Origin of the sequence: Candidatus Phytoplasma asteris (assembly GCF_038505995.1) — a bacterium.
Taxonomy (GTDB): domain Bacteria; phylum Bacillota_I; class Bacilli_A; order Acholeplasmatales; family Acholeplasmataceae; genus Phytoplasma; species Phytoplasma asteris.
Map to the genome: position 1 here is coordinate 562204 of NZ_CP128414.1, position 22505 is coordinate 584708.

The 22505-nt window shown below is 26.9% G+C and carries 17 protein-coding genes and 3 pseudogenes; 13 read left to right on the forward strand and 7 right to left on the reverse strand.

The genetic code is table 11. The features are described 5' to 3' along the window. Positions 1-96 precede the first annotated feature (96 nt). Together QN326_RS03055 and QN326_RS03060 are read right to left on the reverse strand one after the other, a co-directional pair. The gene (locus tag QN326_RS03055; protein WP_342386458.1) at positions 97-1869 is read right to left on the reverse strand and encodes a transporter substrate-binding domain-containing protein; all 1773 of its coding nucleotides are present in this window, start codon (positions 1867-1869) and stop codon (positions 97-99) included. Positions 1870-2323: 454 nt separating this feature from the next. Beyond that, positions 2324-4054, reverse strand: coding sequence for a transporter substrate-binding domain-containing protein (locus tag QN326_RS03060; protein ID WP_342386459.1), 1731 nt, complete (start codon positions 4052-4054; stop codon positions 2324-2326). Positions 4055-4789: 735 nt separating this feature from the next. Between QN326_RS03060 and QN326_RS04175 the strand changes: the two are divergent. The 3 genes and pseudogenes from QN326_RS04175 to QN326_RS03075 form a co-directional block, all read left to right on the forward strand. Beyond that, positions 4790-5159, forward strand: a pseudogene (locus QN326_RS04175) (sigma-70 family RNA polymerase sigma factor); the annotation flags it as partial. Between the two features lie 25 nt (positions 5160-5184). Next, entirely contained in the window at positions 5185-5355 is a 171-nt protein-coding gene (locus QN326_RS03070; protein ID WP_238568768.1) for a hypothetical protein, read from the forward strand. A 352-nt stretch (positions 5356-5707) separates the two neighbouring features. Beyond that, entirely contained in the window at positions 5708-6673 is a 966-nt protein-coding gene (locus QN326_RS03075; protein WP_342386452.1) for an IS3 family transposase, read from the forward strand. 271 nt (positions 6674-6944) lie between these two features. On the opposite strand, the gene QN326_RS03080 is transcribed toward QN326_RS03075, so the two are convergent. The 4 genes from QN326_RS03080 to QN326_RS03095 form a co-directional block, all read right to left on the reverse strand. Next, positions 6945-7847, reverse strand: a complete 903-nt coding sequence (locus tag QN326_RS03080; protein WP_342386460.1) for a hypothetical protein — start codon at positions 7845-7847, stop codon at positions 6945-6947. After that, on the reverse strand, positions 7804-8604 hold the full coding sequence (locus QN326_RS03085; protein ID WP_342386461.1) for a hypothetical protein: 801 nt from the start codon (positions 8602-8604) through the stop codon (positions 7804-7806). Before QN326_RS03085 ends, QN326_RS03080 begins: the two co-directional genes overlap by 44 nt. Positions 8605-8994: 390 nt before the next feature. Beyond that, positions 8995-9558, reverse strand: a complete 564-nt coding sequence (locus tag QN326_RS03090) for a hypothetical protein (protein WP_342386462.1) — start codon at positions 9556-9558, stop codon at positions 8995-8997. A gap of 309 nt (positions 9559-9867) precedes the next feature. Then, the gene (locus QN326_RS03095) at positions 9868-10011 is read right to left on the reverse strand and encodes a hypothetical protein (RefSeq protein ID WP_342386463.1); all 144 of its coding nucleotides are present in this window, start codon (positions 10009-10011) and stop codon (positions 9868-9870) included. Positions 10012-10403: 392 nt separating this feature from the next. Here QN326_RS03095 and QN326_RS03100 point away from each other — a divergent pair, with 392 nt between their 5' ends. The 10 genes and pseudogenes from QN326_RS03100 (at position 10404) to QN326_RS03145 (ending at position 21381) form a co-directional block, all read left to right on the forward strand. Further along, complete coding sequence (locus QN326_RS03100) at positions 10404-12419, forward strand: DNA topoisomerase subunit B (protein ID WP_034172212.1); 2016 nt, start codon at positions 10404-10406, stop codon at positions 12417-12419. An 84-nt stretch (positions 12420-12503) separates the two neighbouring features. Then, positions 12504-15011 (forward strand): DNA gyrase subunit A, encoded by a 2508-nt coding sequence (gene gyrA / locus QN326_RS03105; protein ID WP_034172213.1) that lies wholly within the window; start codon positions 12504-12506, stop codon positions 15009-15011. A gap of 94 nt (positions 15012-15105) precedes the next feature. Then, positions 15106-15606 (forward strand): tRNA (adenosine(37)-N6)-threonylcarbamoyltransferase complex ATPase subunit type 1 TsaE, encoded by a 501-nt coding sequence (tsaE, locus tag QN326_RS03110; RefSeq protein ID WP_342386464.1) that lies wholly within the window; start codon positions 15106-15108, stop codon positions 15604-15606. An 80-nt stretch (positions 15607-15686) separates the two neighbouring features. After that, positions 15687-16316, forward strand: coding sequence for a tRNA (adenosine(37)-N6)-threonylcarbamoyltransferase complex dimerization subunit type 1 TsaB (tsaB, locus tag QN326_RS03115; RefSeq protein WP_052177939.1), 630 nt, complete (start codon positions 15687-15689; stop codon positions 16314-16316). 354 nt (positions 16317-16670) lie between these two features. Further along, positions 16671-18125, forward strand: a complete 1455-nt coding sequence (locus QN326_RS03120; RefSeq protein WP_342386465.1) for a hypothetical protein — start codon at positions 16671-16673, stop codon at positions 18123-18125. A 179-nt stretch (positions 18126-18304) separates the two neighbouring features. Next, positions 18305-18674, forward strand: a pseudogene (locus tag QN326_RS04180) (sigma-70 family RNA polymerase sigma factor); the annotation flags it as partial. Between the two features lie 25 nt (positions 18675-18699). Beyond that, entirely contained in the window at positions 18700-18870 is a 171-nt protein-coding gene (locus QN326_RS03130; RefSeq protein WP_238568768.1) for a hypothetical protein, read from the forward strand. Between the two features lie 352 nt (positions 18871-19222). Beyond that, a pseudogene (locus tag QN326_RS03135) lies at positions 19223-20191 on the forward strand (IS3 family transposase). A gap of 360 nt (positions 20192-20551) precedes the next feature. Next, on the forward strand, positions 20552-20887 hold the full coding sequence (locus QN326_RS03140; RefSeq protein WP_342386466.1) for a hypothetical protein: 336 nt from the start codon (positions 20552-20554) through the stop codon (positions 20885-20887). Between the two features lie 41 nt (positions 20888-20928). Further along, positions 20929-21381, forward strand: coding sequence for a hypothetical protein (locus QN326_RS03145; protein WP_238568824.1), 453 nt, complete (start codon positions 20929-20931; stop codon positions 21379-21381). A 71-nt stretch (positions 21382-21452) separates the two neighbouring features. On the opposite strand, the gene tsaD is transcribed toward QN326_RS03145, so the two are convergent. Beyond that, the gene (gene tsaD, locus QN326_RS03150) at positions 21453-22439 is read right to left on the reverse strand and encodes a tRNA (adenosine(37)-N6)-threonylcarbamoyltransferase complex transferase subunit TsaD (protein WP_342386467.1); all 987 of its coding nucleotides are present in this window, start codon (positions 22437-22439) and stop codon (positions 21453-21455) included. Positions 22440-22505: the final 66 nt, after the last annotated feature.

Genomic DNA, 22505 nt, shown 5'->3' on the forward strand with positions numbered 1-22505 from the left:
GTTGTGTGGTTTGGTTGTTTGGTGGTTTTTTGATTTTAATTTATAAAAGAAGTAAAATAAATATTTATTAAAATGTTAAAAAATGCTTTTTTCTTATTATATCATTTTCTTTTTAGTTTTTTTATCTAAATAATTTGTCATTCTTACTAAAAATAAATAAATGATACTTACAATAAAATAAGGAGTAATTTGATCATAATCAAATACTTTATTTCTATCTGCTTGCCAAATAAAGCCCATAAATCCAACAACAGAAAATAATGCAGTATCTTTAATATTTAGAATAAATTGTTGCCAAATAAAAGGTTTAGTTCTTTGTAATCCTTGTTCAAATAAAATATATTTAAAGACTTGTTTTTGATTCATTCCTAATGAATAAGCAGCCTCAATTTGTCCTTTATCCAACATTTTAATATTATGCATGAATAAATTAGTTAAATTAGCAATAGTATTTAGAGAAATAACTAATAAAGTAGTAATAAAAGGAGTAGCTAAAAAAGGATAAGGAGGATTTTTTAAATAACCAAATAAGGATAATAAATTCCAACATAACAATGCTTGAACCATAATAGGAACAGCATTTAGAAAAATAAATAACTCATCAATTAATTTAGATAGCCCTTTATAAAGATAAAAAGCTAATAAAGAATTATTTTTTTTATTTTGTTTTTCTGCATAAATCTTAATTTTAACAAAAAGCAAAGTAATTAAAAATCCTACAATAACACTATCAATAGCCACCATAAAAGAAAAAACAAACGGTTTTTTATAAGTTGGTAATGTTTTCCAAACTTTTTGCCAAAAAGTAATTTCAGTTTTTTTATCACCATTAGAATTATTTGATTGTTTTATTTGTATATAATCTTGGGTAGCTGGTTTTAAAAAATTCTCATTATAATATTTTGTTTGTTCTGACTGATCAGAACTTTCATAAACAGCTTTAACAGCTTGTTGGAATTTTTCTTCTGATACTTTAGGATTGTGTTGTGCTTGTCTAATGAAAAAACCAAAAGGCTCAAAGGCAGGTTCTGCAAATTCATTATCTACAAATTCTAAAGTGGTAAGTTCGCCTGTTGTATCACTATTAGCAATACCTTGAGCAACTGGAGTATCAGTAATAAAACCATCTACTATGCCATCTTTAACTGCATTAACACAAACAGCAGAATCTGGATTAGTTAGTACTTTGGGGTCTGCTTCAGTACCTTCATATTTAAAATTATTTTTATGGTTTATTAGATGGTCTTTTTCTATTTGTATATGAAAAACAGCCCCTTCCATAAGCATTAATTTTATTTTTTCATTGTCTTGTAATTCAACATTATTGTTTTTTAAAGTTATCAATTCTTGATTGGGTAATTTAAATTTTTGAAAAAATTCTTTTTTATTCTTTTTAATTAAAATACTTGCTGTTGCTTTTAAATAATCAATTCCTTTAACAACTTCATTACGTCTAGGAGTATTATTCATAGAACCAATTATAAAATCTACTTGTCCACTTGTTAGAGCATTTAGTACTCCTGTAAAACTACTATAAACTTTAATATCTAATTTATAACCTAGTTTATCTGCTAAAGCTTTACAAAATAAAACATCAGAACCGTTAACATATTGTCCATCTACAGTTTTTAAACTACCTCCAACACCTTCCTTACCATCAAAAGCTAAAGGAGGCATAATATTAATAGTTCCTAAAACTAAAGTATCTGTTTTGTCACTTGTATTATCATTAGTTACTTTTTTTTCAAAGACCCCAAAAACATAAAGATGCATTAAAGTTAATAATACTACACTCCAAAAAAGTAAGTTAAATTTAAAAATATGTTTCTTATTTTGATAAAAATAGCTCATAATTTTGGTGTTTTTCATATAAATATCACATACCTCTTTTTTCTTTTTTGTTCTTTTAGTTGTTAATAAATAGCAAATAGTACAAGAAATATTGAATTATTACAAATAATATTGTAAAATTGTATCATATAAAATGATTATATATCATTAAATATTGGAGTGATAATAATTTTTGATGAGTATTGAGTTATATTTTATTTTATTTAATTATATTTATTTAATTATTAAAAGTTTTATTAAGCTTATTAAAATATTTATATTTAATGATTTTATTTATTATATATTATTTAATTATATTTATTGATGTTTATTATTATATTAAAGTTATTTAGTTATTTTATTTATTATAACATTTTATTTATATTATTAATAATTGTTGTATTTTATCTTTATTTATTATAATTTATTAATTTAATGTTATTTATGTTATTTTTTAATTATATTTTATATCTATTATATTTAATTATAATATTTATTTTATCTTATTAGTCTTTTTACTGATGAATTGAATACTTTTAACTAAGATTAAATAAACAACACTAACAATAAAATAAGGAGTTAGAGTATCATAATCAATTGAAGCATTATCTTTGGCTTGTTTAATTAAACTTACAAAAGTAATTAAGGAAAATAATGCAGTATCTTTAATATTAAAGATAAATTGTTGCCAAATAAAGGGTTTAGTTAATTGTAATCCTTGTTCAAATAAAATATATTTAAAGACTTGTTTTTGATTCATTCCTAATGAATAAGCAGCCTCAATTTGTCCTTTATCTAATGTTTCGATATTATGCATCATCAAAGTAGTAATACTTGCAATAGTATTAAGAGAAATAACAATTAAAGTAGTAATAAAGGGAGTATAATTATTATTTTTAAAGATATCAAAATTAGAAAGAGCAAAATAAAATAATAAAGCTTGTACTGCAATAGGAATAGCATTAAGTACTGAAATTAATTCATCAATTAAACGCGAACAACTTTTATAAAAATAAAAAGTAATAGTATCATTATTTTTCTTAGTAGATTGTTTAGCAAAAATTTTAACTTTTACACAAAGAAGAGTAATTCCAAAACCTAAAATCAAACTGTCTAAAGCAACTATAAAAGAACTAATAAAAGGTCTAATATAAGAAGGTAGAGTTATTATAATTTTACTCCAAAAAGTTTGTCCTTTTAATTCTTGTTGGATTTCTTTGTATTCTATTATAGCTGGTGATAGATAATTTGTTCTATAATTATTACTTTGTTCGTCTAATTTATCACTTTTTAAAACTGCTTTAACTTTTTCTTCAAATTCTTCTTTCGATACTTTAGGATTTGGATCACCTTTTTTAATGAAAAAACCAAAAGGAGGAAAATGAGGACGTTCTTGAGATTCTGTAAATTCATTATCTACAAATTCCATTGCTACTAATTGATCTGAATCATTTTCTGCAATTCCTTTAGCAATAGGAGTATCAGTAATAAAACCAGTTGAAATACCTTTTTTAACATTTAAAACACATACATCAGAGGATTCTGTATTATCTACTTTAGGTTTATCGCCATCTAATTTATATTTAAAATATTTTTTATAATCATTTATAAAATAATCATTTTCTATAGTATAGACAAAAATTCCTCCTTGTTGTACTATTAAGTTTATTTTATTATTTTCTGCTAGTGAAATATCTTTATTTTTAAAAGATATCTTTCCTTTGTCTTTTCCCTCTTCTTGAATTTGAAATTGTTTAAAGAGTTTTTCATTATTCTTTTTAATTAAAATACTTGCTGTTGCTTTTAAATAATTAATTACATCAAAATTTTTTTGACGTTTTTCAGTATTATTCATAGAACCAATTATAAAATCTACTTGTTTTTTATTTAGAGCTGTTGTTAACCCTTCAACTCCATCATAGACTTTAATATCTAATTTATAACCTAGTTCTTTTGCTAATTCTTTACAAAATGCCATATCAGAACCAATAGTACCATCTTTTCCTTGAAAAGATAAAGGAGGCATATTCATAGTTCCTACAGTAAGTGTTTCTTTGTAATTATCTTCTTTTGTTTCTTTATTTTTAGTGTTATTAAAATCTATTAATCCAAAAATATAAAGATGCATTAATACCCACGACCAAAAGCAAATATGAATTAAATTAAATCTTAGAATGTGTTTTTTATTTTTTCGTATATATCCAATAATATTGCTATCTTGCATAAACGAGATACCATAAATCCTTTACTTTTATTTTTTTATATAACAAATTTAATTTACCATTAACTATAATATAACATAAAAAAGATGCTTAAATAAACTTATTTAATAAATAAATTTTTTGCCTTTAAAATACCTTGCAAAACTGTTAAATTAATTTATTTAAATATTTTTTTATTCACCAAACTTATAAAAATAGAAAACTACCAAATGGTAGCTTTCTATTATAAAGATATTAAATTATTATTTATTTTGTTTTTTAACGTAAAGAACTGTTCCTACAGTTGAGAAAAGAACAAGTAATACTAAACAAACATATACTAAAACTTCTTTTGTATTAGTGCCTTTAGTTTCTTTTTCTTCAGTTGTGGTTTGTGTAGGTTTAGGAGTTTCTTTTTGTGTAGAGTTTTGAGTAGTTTGAGCTTGAGCTTCAGTTTCAGCATCAACTGTTTCTTTAGCAGTTTGAACTGTTTTTTCAAGATTTTCAGTAAGTTTTTCTTTGTTTAAAGTTTCGGTTAATTCAGTTTCAACTTGAGTTTTTTCAGCTGGAGTTAATTCTAATTTATCAACTTCAGCTTTAAGTAAATCTTCAACTACTTGAGGTGTTCCAAAAGTTTAGACACTTTTTGCTTTTTAAAAACTCTTTAAGGCTAACTATTAAGTTAGTCTTTTTTTATTTTCAAAGATTAAAAAAATAATTTCATATCTTTTCTAAAGATGTTTTTAGAAAGGAATTAAATGTTAAGAGAAAAATTATTTAAAGATTTTTTAAAAAATAAAAAGAATTTAGAAATTCGAGATCAATTAATCGAACTTCATTTACCTTTAGTAAAAAAACTAGTTTATCAATTTAAATATTACCCTAAATTTTTAACTAAAGAGGATTTATACCAAGAAGGGGTTTTAGGATTAATAAAATCATTAGCTAATTACGAAGATTTAGGTTATGATTTTATCGCCTACGCAAATCCTCACCAACCCCATAACACCCCCAAAAAGCCAAAATAATACCTTTAAAACGCATTTCCCTATCTTCCAAATTAATTATCTTAACGAACAAAAAGACTATATTAAAGAATTGATTAGCAAAATAAACATAGACAAGTTAGATACTTTAAAATTATATAAATTAGATGACAAAAAAAGTAGATAATTATAACAACCCTATAAAAACAAACTATAACAAAGAAGCAAACATTATTTATTATCAATTAGAAGATTTAAAACACATCAAAGCATTTTTAATCAAAAGAAAAGTAGGTTATTGGGTTAAAAAACACATCCTAATTATAAAAGTAATTTAACAAAATAAAAAACATAAAATAAATAAACTTATTTTAACTCATCGTTTTACTATCATTTGATTTATTAATTTTAATTATCGTTGTATCTTTCATCTATCATTATTATTTTTCGATATATAAATAACTCTCTATTTTCCCTTTCCATTATTAAAGAGAGATGTTTTAAAAATTAACCAAACAACATCCCTAACGCGCTGAAGCGCTAACAAAAATTATAAGCAAACAAAAACAAAAGAAGAAGAAAAATAAAAATCCCCCAGTTGCGCGAGACCCCCTTTTTTAAATAAATATAATCATTTAAAGTTATAATGATTATGTATATGATATAAAAAAGGGAAACGATATTTAAATCATGAAAAAAATAGAAAAAATAATAGAAAAAGAAATCCACAAAAATAAATTATTACAAGCTCTAATGAAAAAAAATCAAAAAACTGATAAAAAAACAGTTTTTGAATTAGTTAAACAATTTAATCAAAAACTAAATTTAACAACCATTTTAAAAACTATCCGAACAAAAAGAAGCACTTATTATTATTGGTTGAAAGCAGAAAACAAAATCAAAGCCAAAAAAGAAAAATATTTATTACAACAAAATCGCATTAAAGCTTTGTGTTTACACCAACAATATTTTTACGGTCATCGTAAAATCACTGATTTATATCAAAAAACCTTTAACGAGTTCATCACCAAGAAAAAAGTTTACACCATTATGAAAAAAAACGACATTAACTGTCGTTTAAGAATTAAAAAAAATAAATATAATTATAAAAATAATTTAAAAACTAAATTAAAAGTAGTAGATAATTTAATTAATCAAGATTTTATATCAATAGCCCCTTTACAAAAACTCTTTACAGATATCACTTATTTCAAAACTCCACAAGGATTTTTATATTTTTCTTGTATTATTGATTCTTTCAACAACCAAATTATCGCTTCCCACACTTCCAAACATCAAAATAAAGAATTAGTTTTAAACACCATCCAAAAATTACCTCTATTAAAAGAACCTTGTATTATTCACTCAGATCAAGGAACAGTTTATCAATCACAAAAAGTCCAACAAACTTTAACGAAAAAAGGTTTTTTAATCAGTATGTCAAGAAAAGCAACTCCACGCGATAACGCTGTAATTGAAAACTTTTTCGGCCAAATGAAAACTATCTTACAACATCAACATCCTTTTTTATTTCAAAAATCAACCAAAAAATTAAAAAAAATAATCAATCATTTTCCGAAATTTTGGAACAATCAATGGATTTTAGCTAAATTAAATTATTCATCTCCTTCTCAATATTCCCAAAATCTTATATAAATTTATTTTTTAATTTATTTTAATGTTTTAGCCTTGAAAAAGAGGTTCTCTTTTTGCACATTTTTTTGACCAAAATAACATAATTACGTAAAAAAATAATTATATTTTTATTTTCTTAACGGAATTTTAACTTTTTTTACCTAACTATATAGTGTAAAGATAAAATATTAAAAAAATATCTTTTGAAACTAAAGAATTATCAAAAAAATTTTAGACACTTTTTTGAATGAAAACAATATTTCTTTAGTTTGAAAAGATATGAAATTATCTATTAATTTTTAGTCTTAAAGAATAATTTTAGAGACAAAAGTTGTCTAAAAAAATGCAACAGCGCAACTTCTTTAACCTCATCATCAAGTTTTTTTGTAAAATGTGCTTCTTTTTCCAAAGTTTCTTTTAATTTAGCAACAAATGCTTCTTTATCTGTTTGTTGTACAAATAAATCTGCTTTGCTTTCACACACAACTGTTAAAAATTGGTCCAAATTAACAAAATCATTTAAAATACCTAAAACATCTGAATTAACGTCGTTGTTTTTGAGTAATTGAATTAATTTTTCCTTAACTGTTGCTTTATCAAATGTTGCTCCAAGTGTATTTACTGCGTCTTGAAACTTGGAAACTGTTGCTAATTGAGTTGCTAATTTGTTTTTGTCTAAATTAGTTACTCCAGACATTTCCCCAAATTTATTAGTAACATATAATGAGTCTGATTGTTCAAAAAATAAAGTTGGTGTATGGTCTAATAATTCTTGAGTGAATTCTTTAAAAGCGGCTTGAACTTCATCAGCTTTTACTAATGTAACTGTTGGTTTGTCAGTTTCTTTAGTTTCTACTTTAGTTACTTCGTTATCAACTTTAGTTGTAACAGTTGTTTTTGCACCTTCAACTTGAGTTTCTACTACTTCGGTTTTAACAACTGTAATGCCATCAGCTCCAAAAGTTTGAACTGTTACTTTGTTAAGTGGTGGTTCAGTAGTTGTTGTAGTTTTAACGCCGTTTTTAGTTACTGTTACAACTTCTTTAGTAACTACAACGTCTTTTTTAGTGGTTGTTACAGCTGTTGGAAAAGTATTGCCTCCTTCGGTAAGAGTTCCTTGAGTTTGAAAAACGCTTACTTCATTTTCAACTTTATTTTTTTGAAGCTTGGACTTCTTCTTCAAGTGTTTTTTCAAATTTTTTGTTACTATCAAAAGTTTTCATTGCTTCTGCAACAACTTTAGCTTGTTTATCTGTATCTTGCTGAAATTGTTTTTTGGCTTCTTCTTCCAATAATTCTTTAACAGCAGCTTTAACTGCTTCTGCCACATTTCCAAATGGTTTTTTGTCAGTTACAACTGAAAGTGTTTTTGTCACCATCTTTTTAGCAACTGCTTCTTTAAATACATCTTGTGTAACATATAAAGCTGATTTATCTTTATAGAAAAAATTCATAAAATTTTCATCCCCAAAAAGATTATTTGTTACAAAAGTGGAAAGAGTCGCGCTTTGGGTGGGATTTAATTTGTATTCGTTCAATTTGCCTTTAAATTTTGCATGAAGACCCTGCGCTCCATCTAGTTCGTAGTTTGTTGTTTCTGTAAGAGAGTCTACATAAGTTTTAAATGATCCAAAATCTTTTAATAAATAATTTACCAATTGGACTTTGTGATTAGTAGGAACAGAAGGACCTTGTCCTGAAGTCGATGTTAAAGTAAAAGTTTTATCAAAAGCCTCATTTTGGTCTTGTTCATTACCAAAATATTTAGCTGCTGGTTCTTTTGCTAAATCATGAGCTAATTTATCAAAGGCTTTTTCAACTGCCTCTGTTTTGGAGTATTTTTCTCCCCAAACAATATTACTATTCATCATATTAAAAGTAAAAAATAAACTTAATAAAGATAATACATATACTAAACGATTTGTTTTTTTATTGACTGTGTCTGTTGGCATTTTTGTTATTATGCACCTTTCTTTCTTTTTTCTTTCTTTATTTTTATACAAATATACAAAAAATAGCATATTATTAATGAGAGTGAATTTTGAAGAATTAATAAAATGCTATTAATTATATTATACCTCACAAAAAAAGAAAATAAAAATGCAAAAATTTTGAAGATAGTTTTAATATGTGAAATATAATAAAAAACTACCTAAATTAGGTAGTTCTTTTAGTTTAAAATATATTTAATTATTTAATGTTTTTATTTAATGATTGAAAAATAAATTAAAGGTTTATTTTTTGCAATCTAAAATATTTTGAATTTGTTGAGGTAATTGTTTATAGATATTTGTCCAATTTTCATTAAACATTTTTTGACATTTACGAATTTTGGATTTTAATTATGACATTATATTTTTAACTTGATCTTGATTGGATTCATTTAAAATTAATGTGTTTTTTATATTTTCAGATTCTTCATTAGTTGTTAAAAGTCTTAAATTAGTATAAATTAAATGTTTTATTTTGTTAATATTAACTTTTTTTGGATTGGTTTTCATAGAATATAAAAAATGGAATTTATCATATCCAATAGGACAACAAACACCTTTTTCATCAATGAAAAAAAATATTCTTTCAATATTGTTAATTCTTATTTGGTAAACTCGTTGTTCATCCATAATTTTTTGATAAAAATATTTACAAACATGTTTTATACGAATTTCTGAAATAGAATGGAAACTATTGGAGTTTTTATTTTCTATAATTTGGCGCCAAGTATTTTTTTTATATTTTTCTAAAGAATCAAAAATATTAGAAATAGTTTTTAAAGGAAAATTATTAAAATCGAATTCAAATTTTTTAATAAAATTACTCTTTAGAAAAATATAATTAAAATTTTTATCTAAATGTTGTTCTAAATTTAGATCTATATTATCATTGATTTTATTATTATCTAATTTCATTTTCAGAATAAAAATAATAAATTTCTTGATCGCTTATTTCATTTTCATGAAAAAAATTATTTTCATTGTAAGAGTTGCGCCAAGGATCTTCCATATGAGTTTTTTCAGCTAATTGCCATGCTTTTAAATTACCATATATATCAAGGATATGATTTATTGATTCTAAGTGTTTTGGTAGGAGTGCCTTCTACTGTAGTTGTTTCGGTTTTAACTCCGTTTGCAGTTTGAGTAACAACTGTTTTGGTAGGTTGGTTGGGTTGTTGTTTGTGTAGTTTTGTTGTCTTCTTTAACTGTTGTAACTTTTTTAGTTTAAGTTTCTTTTTCAGTTGTTGTTTCAGTTGTTAGTTCTGCTCCAACTGTTTGATAAGTATTAAATAAAGAAATAAAAAGTACACTAAATAAAAATAAACTAAAAAATAAAGATTTTTTCTTGCCTAAGCTTACTATTTGCATTTATGCTTGTCCTTCCTTTTACAATATTAATATAGCAAAACAAAATTGCTATTACTTCTAATATAACTCAAAAAGCCAATTTAGAGTATTTTTTACTCAATAATTGTAAAAACCACAAAATAACTAGTTTTTATGTTATAATATGTTGTGATTAAGTTGTATAAAATATCATCTTTTTATCCAAATTATCAAAAACAATAATAAATATTTTACCAAAAATAATGAATTAAAAAATAATTGGTAAATGTTTTTCATAATTAATATTTTGCTATTTGCAAAGTTTTTTTATTTATCTTTTTACATGTTTTTCATGTTTTACAATTTTATTTTTATTCTTTATTCTTTAATCTATTTTTAATATTTTATAAATTTACAAAAAAGGAGCTATTCTTTTGAAAAATTACAATGCCGATAGTATTCAAATTTTAGAAGGTTTGGAAGCAGTTCGCAAACGACCAGGAATGTATATTGGTTCAACTGCTCAAAAAGGACTTCATCATTTAGTCTGGGAAATCGTTGATAATTCCATTGATGAAGCTTTAGCAGGACACGCTAACAACATTACTTTAGAAATCCTACCTGGAGAAATTATTAGTGTTTCTGACAACGGTAGAGGAATCCCAGTTGATATTCACCCCAAAACAGGAAAACCAGCAGTAGAAACAATTCTAACTACTCTTCATGCTGGAGGAAAATTTGACAGTTCTTCTTACAAAGTTTCAGGAGGACTTCATGGTGTAGGAGCCTCTGTGGTAAATGCTCTTTCTACTTGGTTTACTGTAGAAATTCATCTCAATAAGCAAATCTATTTTCAAAAATACGAAAAAGGAATTGCAGTTTCGCCTTTGGAAGTAATTGGAAAAACTAACAAACGAGGAACTACTATCCAATTTTTAGCAGACCCTGAAATTTTCCAAGAAACTACCATTTATAAATTTGATACTCTCAAAGAAAGAATGCAACAATTATCTTTTTTAAACAAAGGTCTTAAATTAAACATTGCTGACAAAAGATACGAAAAAGAAACTTTTTTTAACTTTTGCCATGAAAAAGGTTTGCAAGACTACCTAAATTTTATTAACACTAGTCACAAACAAACTCCTTTTCACGAAATTTTTTATCTGGAAAAAGAATCCCAAAAACTAGCTTTTGAAATTGTCTTTGAATACACTACCAAAATTCGTCCCCCTAAAAAAGATGCACAAGGAAACGAAATAGAAGAAAAAGAAGGCAAAGATGCTATTCCTAACTACACCCAAAGCCAAAAAATCTTTTCTTTTGTTAACAATATTCCTACTCATGAAGGAGGAACTCACGAAGAAGGCTTTAAACTAGCCCTAAACCGTGTTATTTCTAAATATGCTAAGGAATTCAATCTTTTAAAAAAAGACGAACATTTATTAAGTGAAGACATCTTAGAAGGAATTACTGCTATTATTTCTTTAAAACATCAAGACCCTCAATTTGAAGGACAAACTAAAGCCAAACTAGCAAATACTGAAGTAAGACAAATTACATCCCAATTATTTGGCGAATTTTTAGAAAAATATTTATTAGAACATCCCCAAGATTCAAGAAAAATAATTGATAAATGTCTTCTTTCTGCAAATGCCCGTCTAGCTGCTAAACGTGCTCGTGAAGTAGTAAGAAACAAACCCCTTGATTCTTTAGGTTTTGCCTCCAAATTAGCTGATTGTAGAAGTAAAGACCCTCATATTTCTGAACTCTACATTGTCGAAGGAGATTCAGCGGGCGGTTCTGCTAAACAAGGAAGAGACTCACGTTTTCAAGCTATACTTCCTTTACGTGGTAAAGTCCTTAATGTAGAAAAAAGTCTAGATGCCAAAATTCTTACCAATAAAGAAATTAAATCCTTAATACAAGCAATTGGTGCAGGAATTAACATTGGTAAAGGCAAAGACTTTAATATGGATAAAATCCGTTATCACAAAATTATCATTATGACAGATGCCGATGTTGATGGAGCTCACATAAGAACTTTACTATTAACTTTCTTTTTCAGACATTTCCGTAAATTAATTGAAAAAGGCTACATCTATTTTGCTCGTCCTCCTTTATACAAATACCAAAAAGGAAAAGGCGCTCCAAAATATTTTTATGATGAAAAAGCCAAACAAACTTTTGCAACTAAAAACAACTTAAAAGATGGTTTCCAAAGATACAAAGGACTTGGAGAAATGAATCCTAATCAACTTTGGGAAACAACTATGGACCCAGAAACTCGTACTCTTCTCAAAGCAAGCCTCAAAGATGCCCTTAATGCTTTAAGTGATGAAGAAGCCTTAATGGAAGCAGACCAAACTTTTAACATGTTAATGGGAGAAAAAGTCTTACCAAGAAAAAACTTCATCTTAGAAAAAGCCTTAGAAGCTGATTTAGACGTTTAATTATAAATAATTATTTTATACAACTAAAACTAACAAAATATAACATTAAATAACAACTAATATATATTTAAAAAGAGGTTAAAAATGAGCGACCAAAAAACTCAAAACAATGAAGCCAACAACCACAAAGACCACGATCATGGCAACATTCAAGAAGTAAACTTAAGCGAGGAGATGAAAAAATCCTTCTTAAGTTATGCAATGAGCGTAATTGTATCAAGAGCTTTACCAGACATTAAAGATGGCTTAAAACCAGTCCAAAGACGTATTTTATATAGTATGAAAGAATTAGGCGTCTACAGTCACGCAAGCTACAAAAAAGCAGCTCGTGTAGTTGGGGATGTTATGGGTAAATACCATCCTCATGGAGATTCAAGCATTTATGAGGCAATGGTAAGAATGGCTCAAGATTTTAGTTACCGTTATCCTTTAGTAGACGGTCATGGAAACTTTGGTTCAATTGATGGCGACAAAGCAGCAGCTATGCGTTATACTGAAGTTAAAATGGCAAAAATGGCAATGGAACTAATCAAAAACATTGACAAAGACACAATTGATTTTGTTGATAATTACGATGGTACTGAAAAAGAACCATTAGTACTTCCAACAGCTCTTCCCAACTTATTAATTAACGGAGCTACAGGAATTGCAGTAGGAATGGCAACCAAAATCCCTACTCATAATTTAGGCGAAGTCATTGATGGTTTAATTCACTACATTAATAATAAAGACATTTCCATTGATGAATTAATGCAACACATCAAAGGACCTGATTTTCCTACTGGTGGCGAACTTTTAGGCTTACAAAGTTTAAAAAGCGCTTATCACACCGGACAAGGAGCTGTTATCTTAAAGGCTAAAAGTCACGTTTCGGAAGAAAGAGGAAAAACTTCAATCATTGTTACAGAAATTCCTTATCAAGTCAAAAAAACTGATCTAATTGAAAAAATTGCTTTTCTAGTTAAAAACAAAATAGTAGAAGGAATCACAGACCTTAGAGACGAATCCAGTCGCAAAGGAATGAAAATTGTAATCGAACTTAAAAGAGACGCAAACAGTAAAATTATTCTTAACAAGCTTTACAAACATTCCCAATTAAGAATTTCTTTTGGTATCAATATGGTTGCCTTAGTTGGAAAAACTCCCCAATTAGTTTCTTTAAAACAAATCTTAGAAGCTTTTTTCAATTTCCGCATCGAAGTTATTAACCGCCAAAAAAGCTTTGAACTCAAAAAAGCAAGCGCAAGAAAACATTTAGTAACAGCTCTTATCACTATTTTAGAAGACATCGAAACTGCTATTAAACTCATCAAAACTTCTACAGATGTCAAAGAAGCCCAAAGCAAATTAATGCAAAGATACAATTTTGATGAAATACAAAGCAAAGCCATTTTAGAAATGAGCCTCCAAAGACTTGCTAACCAAGAAACTCAAAAACTTATCACTGAAGAAAAAAACCTCACTCAAGAAATTTTAGAATGCCAAAGTATCATTGATTCCCAAAAGAAAAAAGAACGCATTTTAGAAAAAGAACTTCTAGAAATGAAGAAAAAATACCAAGATGACAGAAAAACTACCCTCAATTTTGATGCTCCCCTAAACTTTGAAGACGAAGACTTAATCGAAGAAAAACCTATCATTATTACAATTACTAACAAAGGCTACATCAAAAGCATGGATATTGATACTTACAAACAACAAAAAAGAGGTGGGCAAGGCGTTTCTGGTATGAAAATCTACGAAGAAGACTTTATTGAACATCTAGCAATTACTTCTACTCACGATTATCACTTATTTTTTACTAACAAAGGCAAAGTCTATCAACTCAAAGGCTACGAAATTCCTTTAGGTCAAAGACAATCCAAAGGAAGCCATCTTGTTAATTTCTTACCATTCGAAAAAGACGAATTTTTAACTTCTTTCACCAGTGTTAAAAACTTTGATCAATCCCAAGATTACTTATTCTTTGCTACCAAAAAAGGCATAGTCAAAAAAACACCTCTCAAAGAATACAGCCACATTTCCAAAAGAGGTCTTATTGCAATTAGGTTAAAAGAAAACGATGAAGTCCTTACAGTAAACAAAACCACAGGCACTAAAAATATCATTCTAGCATCTAACAATGGCAATGCTATTTGTTTTTGTGAAACCAAAATTAAAAGTATTAGTCGCAACAGCATGGGTGTAATTGGAATGCGTCTTGGAAGTGATGAATTCTTAGTAGGAGCTGCTTTAATTGACACTGGTTCCAAAGAACAAAACATTTTAGTAATGACTGAAAACGGCTTTGGAAAAATCACCAATGTCAACCAATACCGCATTCAAGCACGTAGTGGCAAAGGCTCTAAAACTATCAAAGTAAACGACCAAAAAGGAAGGCTTATTACCCTACAAGTTGTCCTCCCTACAGATGATCTTATTGTTTCTTCTGACAAAGGACAAGTAGTAAGAGTAGCAATTGACCAAATTACCAAAACCAAAAACAAAGCTACCCAAGGAACGCGCATCATCAAATTAAAAACAGGTCATAAAGCAGTTTCAGTAGCAGTTGTCAAAAAAGAAGTACTTGATGTAGATGGCGTAGAAAATTAATTTTAAACCAACAACAAAAGACAAAACACCAAAGGAAAAAGAACAAAGGTCTTATCATATTATTTTAATCTCATAATTAAAGGTCTAAACGCATATGAAAACCAAAATATATTTAGAAACAATTACTAATACCCCAAAAGAAACCCAAATATTAGGTTACAATTTAGGAAAAAAACTCATCAATCAAAAAAAAAACACTCCCAAAGAAAAACAAAGCAAAACAATCATTTTATTACAAGGCTCTTTGGGTTGTGGAAAAACTATCTTTACTAAGGGTTTTATTAAAAGTTTTGCCATCCTTCAAAATGTTTGTAGTCCTACTTTTGTCATTTCTAAAACCTACAAGAACAAATTGCACACTATTTATCATCTTGATTTATATCGCACAGACCTTGAGACTGAATTTTTAGAAGAACTATTAGAAGACCTTACTTATCAAGATTTTGTTATAGTAGAATATTTTCAAAATTGCAGTTACCTTTTTCCTGATTTTGCTTTTTTAGTAGAAATGACATTTTTAAATGAAAATCAAAGAAAAATTACTATCTATCAAAATAGCAACCTTGATAATAAAAATAAAAGTGGATCAAAATGATATTCAAAATACTTATTCCAAAATCAACCTTTAAATTTTTTTTGCAAATCTCTAACCAAACTTTTGAAAGCGATACGACAATGAATCACAAAAACATTTTAATTCTAGATACTGCCACCAAAAGCCAAATAGTTATTTTAGTTATCCAAGGAAAAATTACTACTTTCAAATCCCGCCTTGGCAAAAACGATTATGTTCCTTGCATGATTCCTTTAATTGAAAGTGTCTTACAAGAAAATAATTTAGGTCTAAACAACTTAGATGCTTTAATAGTTGGTGTGGGTCCTGGTTCTTATACTGGCACTCGTGTAGCAGTTCTTACAGCCAAAATGTTATCCTTCAACTTACAAATCCCTTTATACCAAATAAGCAGTCTATTACTTTTATCTAGTGGTTATTCTTATGCTTCACTTACTCCTTTAATTGATGTTAGAAGTAATGCTTTTTTTGCTTTAAGCCTCAAAGAAAACCACATTTACTTAAACGAAGATAGATTTGAAAGCAGTTTCTTGCAATCTTTTCCTAATCATTTATTAATTGAACCAACTACTATCAAAATAGATTTTTGCACCATCAAACAATTTGCAAAAATTGTTTCCAATTGCCATTTATTAGTTCCTAACTACTTAACCAAAACCCAGGCAGAACGCAATTTAGAAAAAAATCGATTGACAAAAAAAATAAAAATATTTTTAAAAAAAATTAAATAATCCCAAAAAGAGACTTTTGAAGTCTCTTTTTTTTATATATAAAATTGCAAGGAAAGCACTCATGATATACAGATTAGTGAGCAAAAAACTTGTTGTTTGTTTTTTTTTTGTGATAAAATGACATTAATAGCAAGTTTTTTATTTTTTGAACTGCTGTGGCAAATTTGTAAAAAGATGGGGTTAAAAAAAATGTAAAAATGTACATACAAAATAACAATTATTTTTTCATTTCAATATTTACTTTTTGGTTTTAAAAAAATATATATTATTATTTAATTTTTTTAGTTTTAATGATTACAATTATTTTTATTTTTTTTAAAAAACATAAAATAAAAAAGGATCTATATTATAAAAATGAATAATGCAAAAAGAAAAAAATCATTTTATTTAAAAGTATCTAAATTATATTTATTAATTTCTTTATTATTTTTTATATTAAATATTACTTATGTTTTTGCAACAACTAATAAGGAAACACAAACATACACTTCATCCAGTAGAGCATATAAACCTCATAATGAAGGCGAAGAAAAACAATTAGACTGGGAAAATCCTAATACTTGGGATAAAGTTTATGATTCTAATAATAAACAAATTTCAAAAAGATATTTTAAAGAAGGCAGCGACGAAGATAACAAACAAGTTAATTGGGATCACGATAAAACTTGGGATAAAACGTATTATGATGGCAACTTTGCAGAAGAAGTTCAAGCTGAAGAATATATATTAACTGAAAGGCATTACACATCAAATAGCAAAGAATATAAAAAAATAGTTAATTGGAATCACGATAAAACTTATGATATAGAATTAAAAATTATTAATAATAGACCTTATAAATTAAATAAAAGAAGTTATCTCAATGACAATAAAGAAATAAATTGGAAAAGCCCTAATACTTGGAATAGAACTTTAGATGATAATAGTGGACATACATTAGAACAAAGACATTTTAAAACCTCAGAAGATGATATTTATTGGGAACATAAAGAAACTTGGAATAAAGAATATCAAGATAATGAAATGACAAAACAAACATTTTTTAATTCAGATGGAAGCGAAAAGACAACCAGTTATAGTTCAAGTTCCGAAGATGATGATAGTTCTATGAATGTGGATCTTGCAGATGGCGATGCTTCTATGGATGTGAATTCTGAAGATGATGGTGGCTTTGTACCTTTGTATTCTTTTGGTAATAAGGATGATAATGTGGTAATTACATTTGTAGATGATTCTAAAAAAGAAGTTTTGGAACAAGATGAAAATAACAATATAAAAAAACAAATACGTTATACAATAGAAGATGATAAAAAAGTAGATTGGGAAAATGATGAAACTTATGATGCCGAATATGATGAAAATAATATAAAAATATCTGAAACACATTATTTAAGAGACAGCGAAAATGAAGATGAACAAAAACCAATTGATTATAAAAAAAGTTGGTTCTTCATACCAAAATCAGCAACTACAACAATAGAAGAAACCATAGAAGAAGGAAACCCAACTGTAACTTTAATAACAGTTAATAATTTAATAACTAAAAAAACAACTAAAACAACTATTGTAGGTGATGAAGTTCGACAATCTGAAATAACAAAAGAAGAAGATGAAACAACTGAAGTAGATAAAAAAGATGAAACAACTGAAGAAAATAACGAACCAGTAGTGCCAGCAAATACTCAATCCCCAGAAAAAGAACCACAAACAAAACTTACCCCCAAAATTGTTATGGGTGTTTTAGTAACCACTATTGTTGTTTCTTTGATTTATGTATATGTCAAAAGAGAACAACTTTTTAAAAAATAATGTTTAAAATATTTTTATTATTATAATTTTTGATATAAATGAGGTGTTCCAAAAGTTTAGACACTTTTTGCTTTTTAAAAACTCTTTAAGGCTAACTATTAAGTTAGTCTTTTTTTATTTTCAAAGATTAAAAAAATAATTTCATATCTTTTCTAAAGATGTTTTTAGAAAGGAATTAAATGTTAAGAGAAAAATTATTTAAAGATTTTTTAAAAAATAAAAAGAATTTAGAAATTCGAGATCAATTAATCGAACTTCATTTACCTTTATTAAAAAAACTAGTTTATCAATTTAAATATTACCCTAAATTTTTAACTAAAGAGGATTTATACCAAGAAGGGGTTTTAGGATTAATAAAATCATTAGCTAATTACGAAGATTTAGGTTATGATTTTATCGCCTACGCAAATCCTCACCAACCCCATAACACCCCCAAAAAGCCAAAATAATACCTTTAAAACGCATTTCCCTATCTTCCAAATTAATTATCTTAACGAACAAAAAGACTATATTAAAGAATTGATTAGCAAAATAAACATAGACAAGTTAGATAATTTAAAATTATATAAATTAGATGACAAAAAAAGTAGATAATTATAACAACCCTATAAAAACAAACTATAACAAAGAAGCAAACATTATTTATTATCAATTAGAAGATTTAAAACACATCAAAGCATTTTTAATCAAAAGAAAAGTAGGTTATTGGGTTAAAAAACACATCCTAATTATAAAAGTAATTTAACAAAATAAAAAACATAAAATAAATAAACTTATTTTAACTCATCGTTTTACTATCATTTGATTTATTAATTTTAATTATCGTTGTATCTTTTATCTATCATTATTATTTTTCGATATATAAATAACTCCCTTTTTCCCTTTCCATTATTAAAGAGAGATGTTTTAAAAATTAACCAACACCATCCCCTAACGCGCTGAAGCGCTAACAAAAATTAAAAGCAAGCACAAACAAAAGAAAAAGAAAAATAAAAATCCCCCAGTTGCGCGAGACCCCCTTTTTTAAATAAATATAATCATTCAGAGTTATAATGGTTATGTATATGATATAAAAAAGGGGAAACGATATTTAAATCATGAAAAAAATAGAAAAAATAATAGAAAAAGAAATCCACAAAAATAAATTATTACAAGCTCTAATGAAAAAAAATCAAAAAACTGATAAAAAAACAGTTTTTGAATTAGTTAAACAATTTAATCAAAAACTAAATTTAACAACCATTTTAAAAACTATCCGAACAAAAAGAAGCACTTATTATTATTTATTGGTTGAAAGTCGAAAATCAAATCAAAGCAAAAAAAGAAAAATATTTATTACAACAAAATCGCATTAAAGCTTTGTGTTTACACCAACAATATTTTTACGGTCATCGTAAAATCACTGATTTATATCAAAAAACCTTTAACGAGTTCATCACCAAGAAAAAAGTTTACACCATTATGAAAAAAACGACATTAACTGTCGTTTAAGAATTAAAAAAAATAAATATAATTATAAAAATAATTTAAAAACTAAATTAAAAGTAGTAGATAATTTAATTAATCAAGATTTTATATCAATAGCCCCTTTACAAAAACTCTTTACAGATATCACTTATTTCAAAACTCCACAAGGATTTTTATATTTTTCTTGTATTATTGACTCTTTTAACAACCAAATTATCGCTTCCCACACTTCCAAACATCAAAATAAAGAATTAGTTTTAAACACCATCCAAAAATTACCTCTATTAAAAGAACCTTGTATTATTCACTCAGACCAAGGAACAGTTTATCAATCACAAAAAGTCCAACAAACTTTAACGAAAAAAGGTTTTTTAATCAGTATGTCAAGAAAAGCCACTCCACGTGATAACGCCGTAATTGAAAACTTTTTCGGCCAAATGAAAACTATCTTACAACATCAACATCCTTTTTTATTTCAAAAATCAACCAAAAAATTAAAAAAAATAATCAATCATTTTCCGAAATTTTGGAATAATCAATGGATTTTAGCTAAATTAAATTATTCATCTCCTTCTCAATATATTCAAAATCTGAGATAAATTTATTTTTTAATTTATTTTAATGTTTTAGCCTTGAAAAAGAGGTTCTCTTTTTGCACATTTTTTTGACCAAAATAACATAATTACGTAAAAAAATAATTATATTTTTATTTTCTTAACGGAATTTTAACTTTTTTTACCTAACTATATAGTGTAAAGATAAAATATTAAAAAAATATCTTTTGAAACTAAAGAATTATCAAAAAAATTTTAGACACTTTTTTGAATGAAAACAATATTTCTTTAGTTTGAAAAGATATGAAATTATCTATTAATTTTTAGCCTTAAAGAACAATTTTAAAGACAAAAGTTGTCTAAAAAAATGCAACAGCGCAGTTTGACCGCAAAGTAACTGTTGGCTTGCCTGATTTAGAAGCAAGAGAAGCTATCTTAAAAATACATACCAAAAAGAAAAAAATAGCTACTGATGTTGATTTATTACAAATAGCTAAAAGAACTCCCGGTATGTCAGGCACAGAACTTGCAGCTATTGTAAATGAAGCTACCATCTTAGCTACTAAAAATAAACAATTAGAAATTAATATGAAAGATTTAGAAGAATCCATTGACAAAGTGAGTATAGGTCCTGCCAAAAAATCACGCAAAACTGAAGAAAAAGAAAAAATCATGACAGCTTATCACGAAGCAGGGCATGCCGTTATTGTAATGAAACACCCTATTCAGAATCCAAAGTAAGAACCATTATAATTACTCCAAGAGGAGGAGCTCTAGGTTATGTGTGGCACACTTCTGATAAAGAATATTTTAGTCAAACCGAAGATAAATTAAAATATGCTATAGTTTGCTCTCTAGGGGGAGCAGCAGCCGAAGAACTTTTTTGTAAATCTAGAACAAATGGAGTTTATTCAGATCTAAAATCAGTTACTCGTATTGCTTTTGGGATGGTTGCTTATTCTGGAATGAGTCCTTTAGGATATATTAATTTTGAACATTGTTCAGAACAAACTCGTTATCAAGTAGACCAAGAAGTTAAAAAAATAGTTGATGAATGTTATAAAACATCCAAAGAACTTTTAATAACTAATAAAACATTAGTTGAAAAAATAACCAAAGCTTTATTAGAAAAAGACACCCTCAACCAAAAAGAAGTTTATGCTTTAGATGAAAAAAATCAAACTCCAACAAAATCCAAAGCAAAAAGTAAACCAAAAAGAACAACAACCAAATAAAAAATAAAAGAGTCCTTTTGGGACTCTTTTTTTTATATATTATATAAAAAAAAGGGGGGTATTATCAAAAATCAAAAAAACAAATTAGGATTTGCTGTAAGATCATATTTTTTAGAAGCTTTAGTAATTTGGTTCTGATAATACGCTGCAATACCTATCATAGCAGCTTGATCAGTACAATATTGCAAACTAGGAAAAATAACTTCCAAGTTAGCAAAAGATGTCATAAACTTTTGTCTTAAACCAGAATTAGAAGCAACTCCACCAGTAACAATTAATTGTTTAGCACGATATTTGGTTAAAGCTCTTTTAGTTTTTTCATATAAAACATCAATAACACTAGCTTGAAAAGAAGCGCACAAATCAGGAATGTTGATATCTTTTAGGTTTTGTTTCATCACTAAATTTACCAAAGTGCTTTTGAGTCCTGAAAAACTAAAATTCAGATTATCATTTTTTAAATAAGGGCGCACCAAATGATAAGTGTCTTTTCCTTGTTGGGCTAATTGATCAATCAAAGGTCCTCCAGGATAAGGCAGATTGAGGTTTTTAGCAATTTTATCATAAACTTCTCCTACCGCATCATCAAGAGTAGTGCCAAGAGGTTTGATTTGGAGGTGGTCCGTAAGATAAAAAAGATCGGTGTGTCCTCCAGAAACTAAAAGTACTAAGGCAGGAAAATTAATTTCATGTTCAATTTGAGCAGAATAGATATGCCCTAATAAATGATTTACTCCCAAAAGAGGCTTTTGATAAGTGTAGGCAAAAACATTAGCGGCGTTAATGCCAACTAGCAACGAACCTACCAAACCAGGTCCTTGGGTAACTGCTACTAAATCAATTTCTTGGGGGGTAAGGTTCGCTTCTTTAAGGGCTTGTTGTAATACCAAAGTCATAAATTGAATATGTTTTCTAGAAGCTATTTCAGGGACTACTCCACCAAAAATTTGATGATCTTTAATTTGGGAAAAAACTACATTAGAAAGCACTTTTTTACCATTTTGAGTAACTGCACAACTCGTTTCATCACAACTAGTTTCGATTGATAAAATATTCATATAATTTCCTTTTTATAATTTTATTTTTACATTAATAAATATAGTTTAAAATAATTAAGTTATCTA

What these genes read in the sequence shown, in the direction of transcription:
- QN326_RS03055 (WP_342386458.1), bottom strand. Translation starts at nt 1,869, where the DNA reads ATGAAAAACACCAAAATTATGAGCTATTTTTATCAAAATAAGAAACAT.
- QN326_RS03060 (WP_342386459.1), bottom strand. Translation starts at nt 4,054, where the DNA reads ATGCAAGATAGCAATATTATTGGATATATACGAAAAAATAAAAAACAC.
- QN326_RS03070 (WP_238568768.1), top strand. Translation starts at nt 5,185, where the DNA reads ATGACAAAAAAAGTAGATAATTATAACAACCCTATAAAAACAAACTAT.
- QN326_RS03075 (WP_342386452.1), top strand. Translation starts at nt 5,708, where the DNA reads ATGAAAAAAATAGAAAAAATAATAGAAAAAGAAATCCACAAAAATAAA.
- QN326_RS03085 (WP_342386461.1), bottom strand. Translation starts at nt 8,604, where the DNA reads ATGCCAACAGACACAGTCAATAAAAAAACAAATCGTTTAGTATATGTA.
- QN326_RS03090 (WP_342386462.1), bottom strand. Translation starts at nt 9,558, where the DNA reads ATGAAATTAGATAATAATAAAATCAATGATAATATAGATCTAAATTTA.
- QN326_RS03095 (WP_342386463.1), bottom strand. Translation starts at nt 10,011, where the DNA reads ATGCAAATAGTAAGCTTAGGCAAGAAAAAATCTTTATTTTTTAGTTTA.
- gyrA (WP_034172213.1), top strand. Translation starts at nt 12,504, where the DNA reads ATGAGCGACCAAAAAACTCAAAACAATGAAGCCAACAACCACAAAGAC.
- tsaE (WP_342386464.1), top strand. Translation starts at nt 15,106, where the DNA reads ATGAAAACCAAAATATATTTAGAAACAATTACTAATACCCCAAAAGAA.
- tsaB (WP_052177939.1), top strand. Translation starts at nt 15,687, where the DNA reads ATGAATCACAAAAACATTTTAATTCTAGATACTGCCACCAAAAGCCAA.
- QN326_RS03120 (WP_342386465.1), top strand. Translation starts at nt 16,671, where the DNA reads ATGAATAATGCAAAAAGAAAAAAATCATTTTATTTAAAAGTATCTAAA.
- QN326_RS03130 (WP_238568768.1), top strand. Translation starts at nt 18,700, where the DNA reads ATGACAAAAAAAGTAGATAATTATAACAACCCTATAAAAACAAACTAT.
- tsaD (WP_342386467.1), bottom strand. Translation starts at nt 22,439, where the DNA reads ATGAATATTTTATCAATCGAAACTAGTTGTGATGAAACGAGTTGTGCA.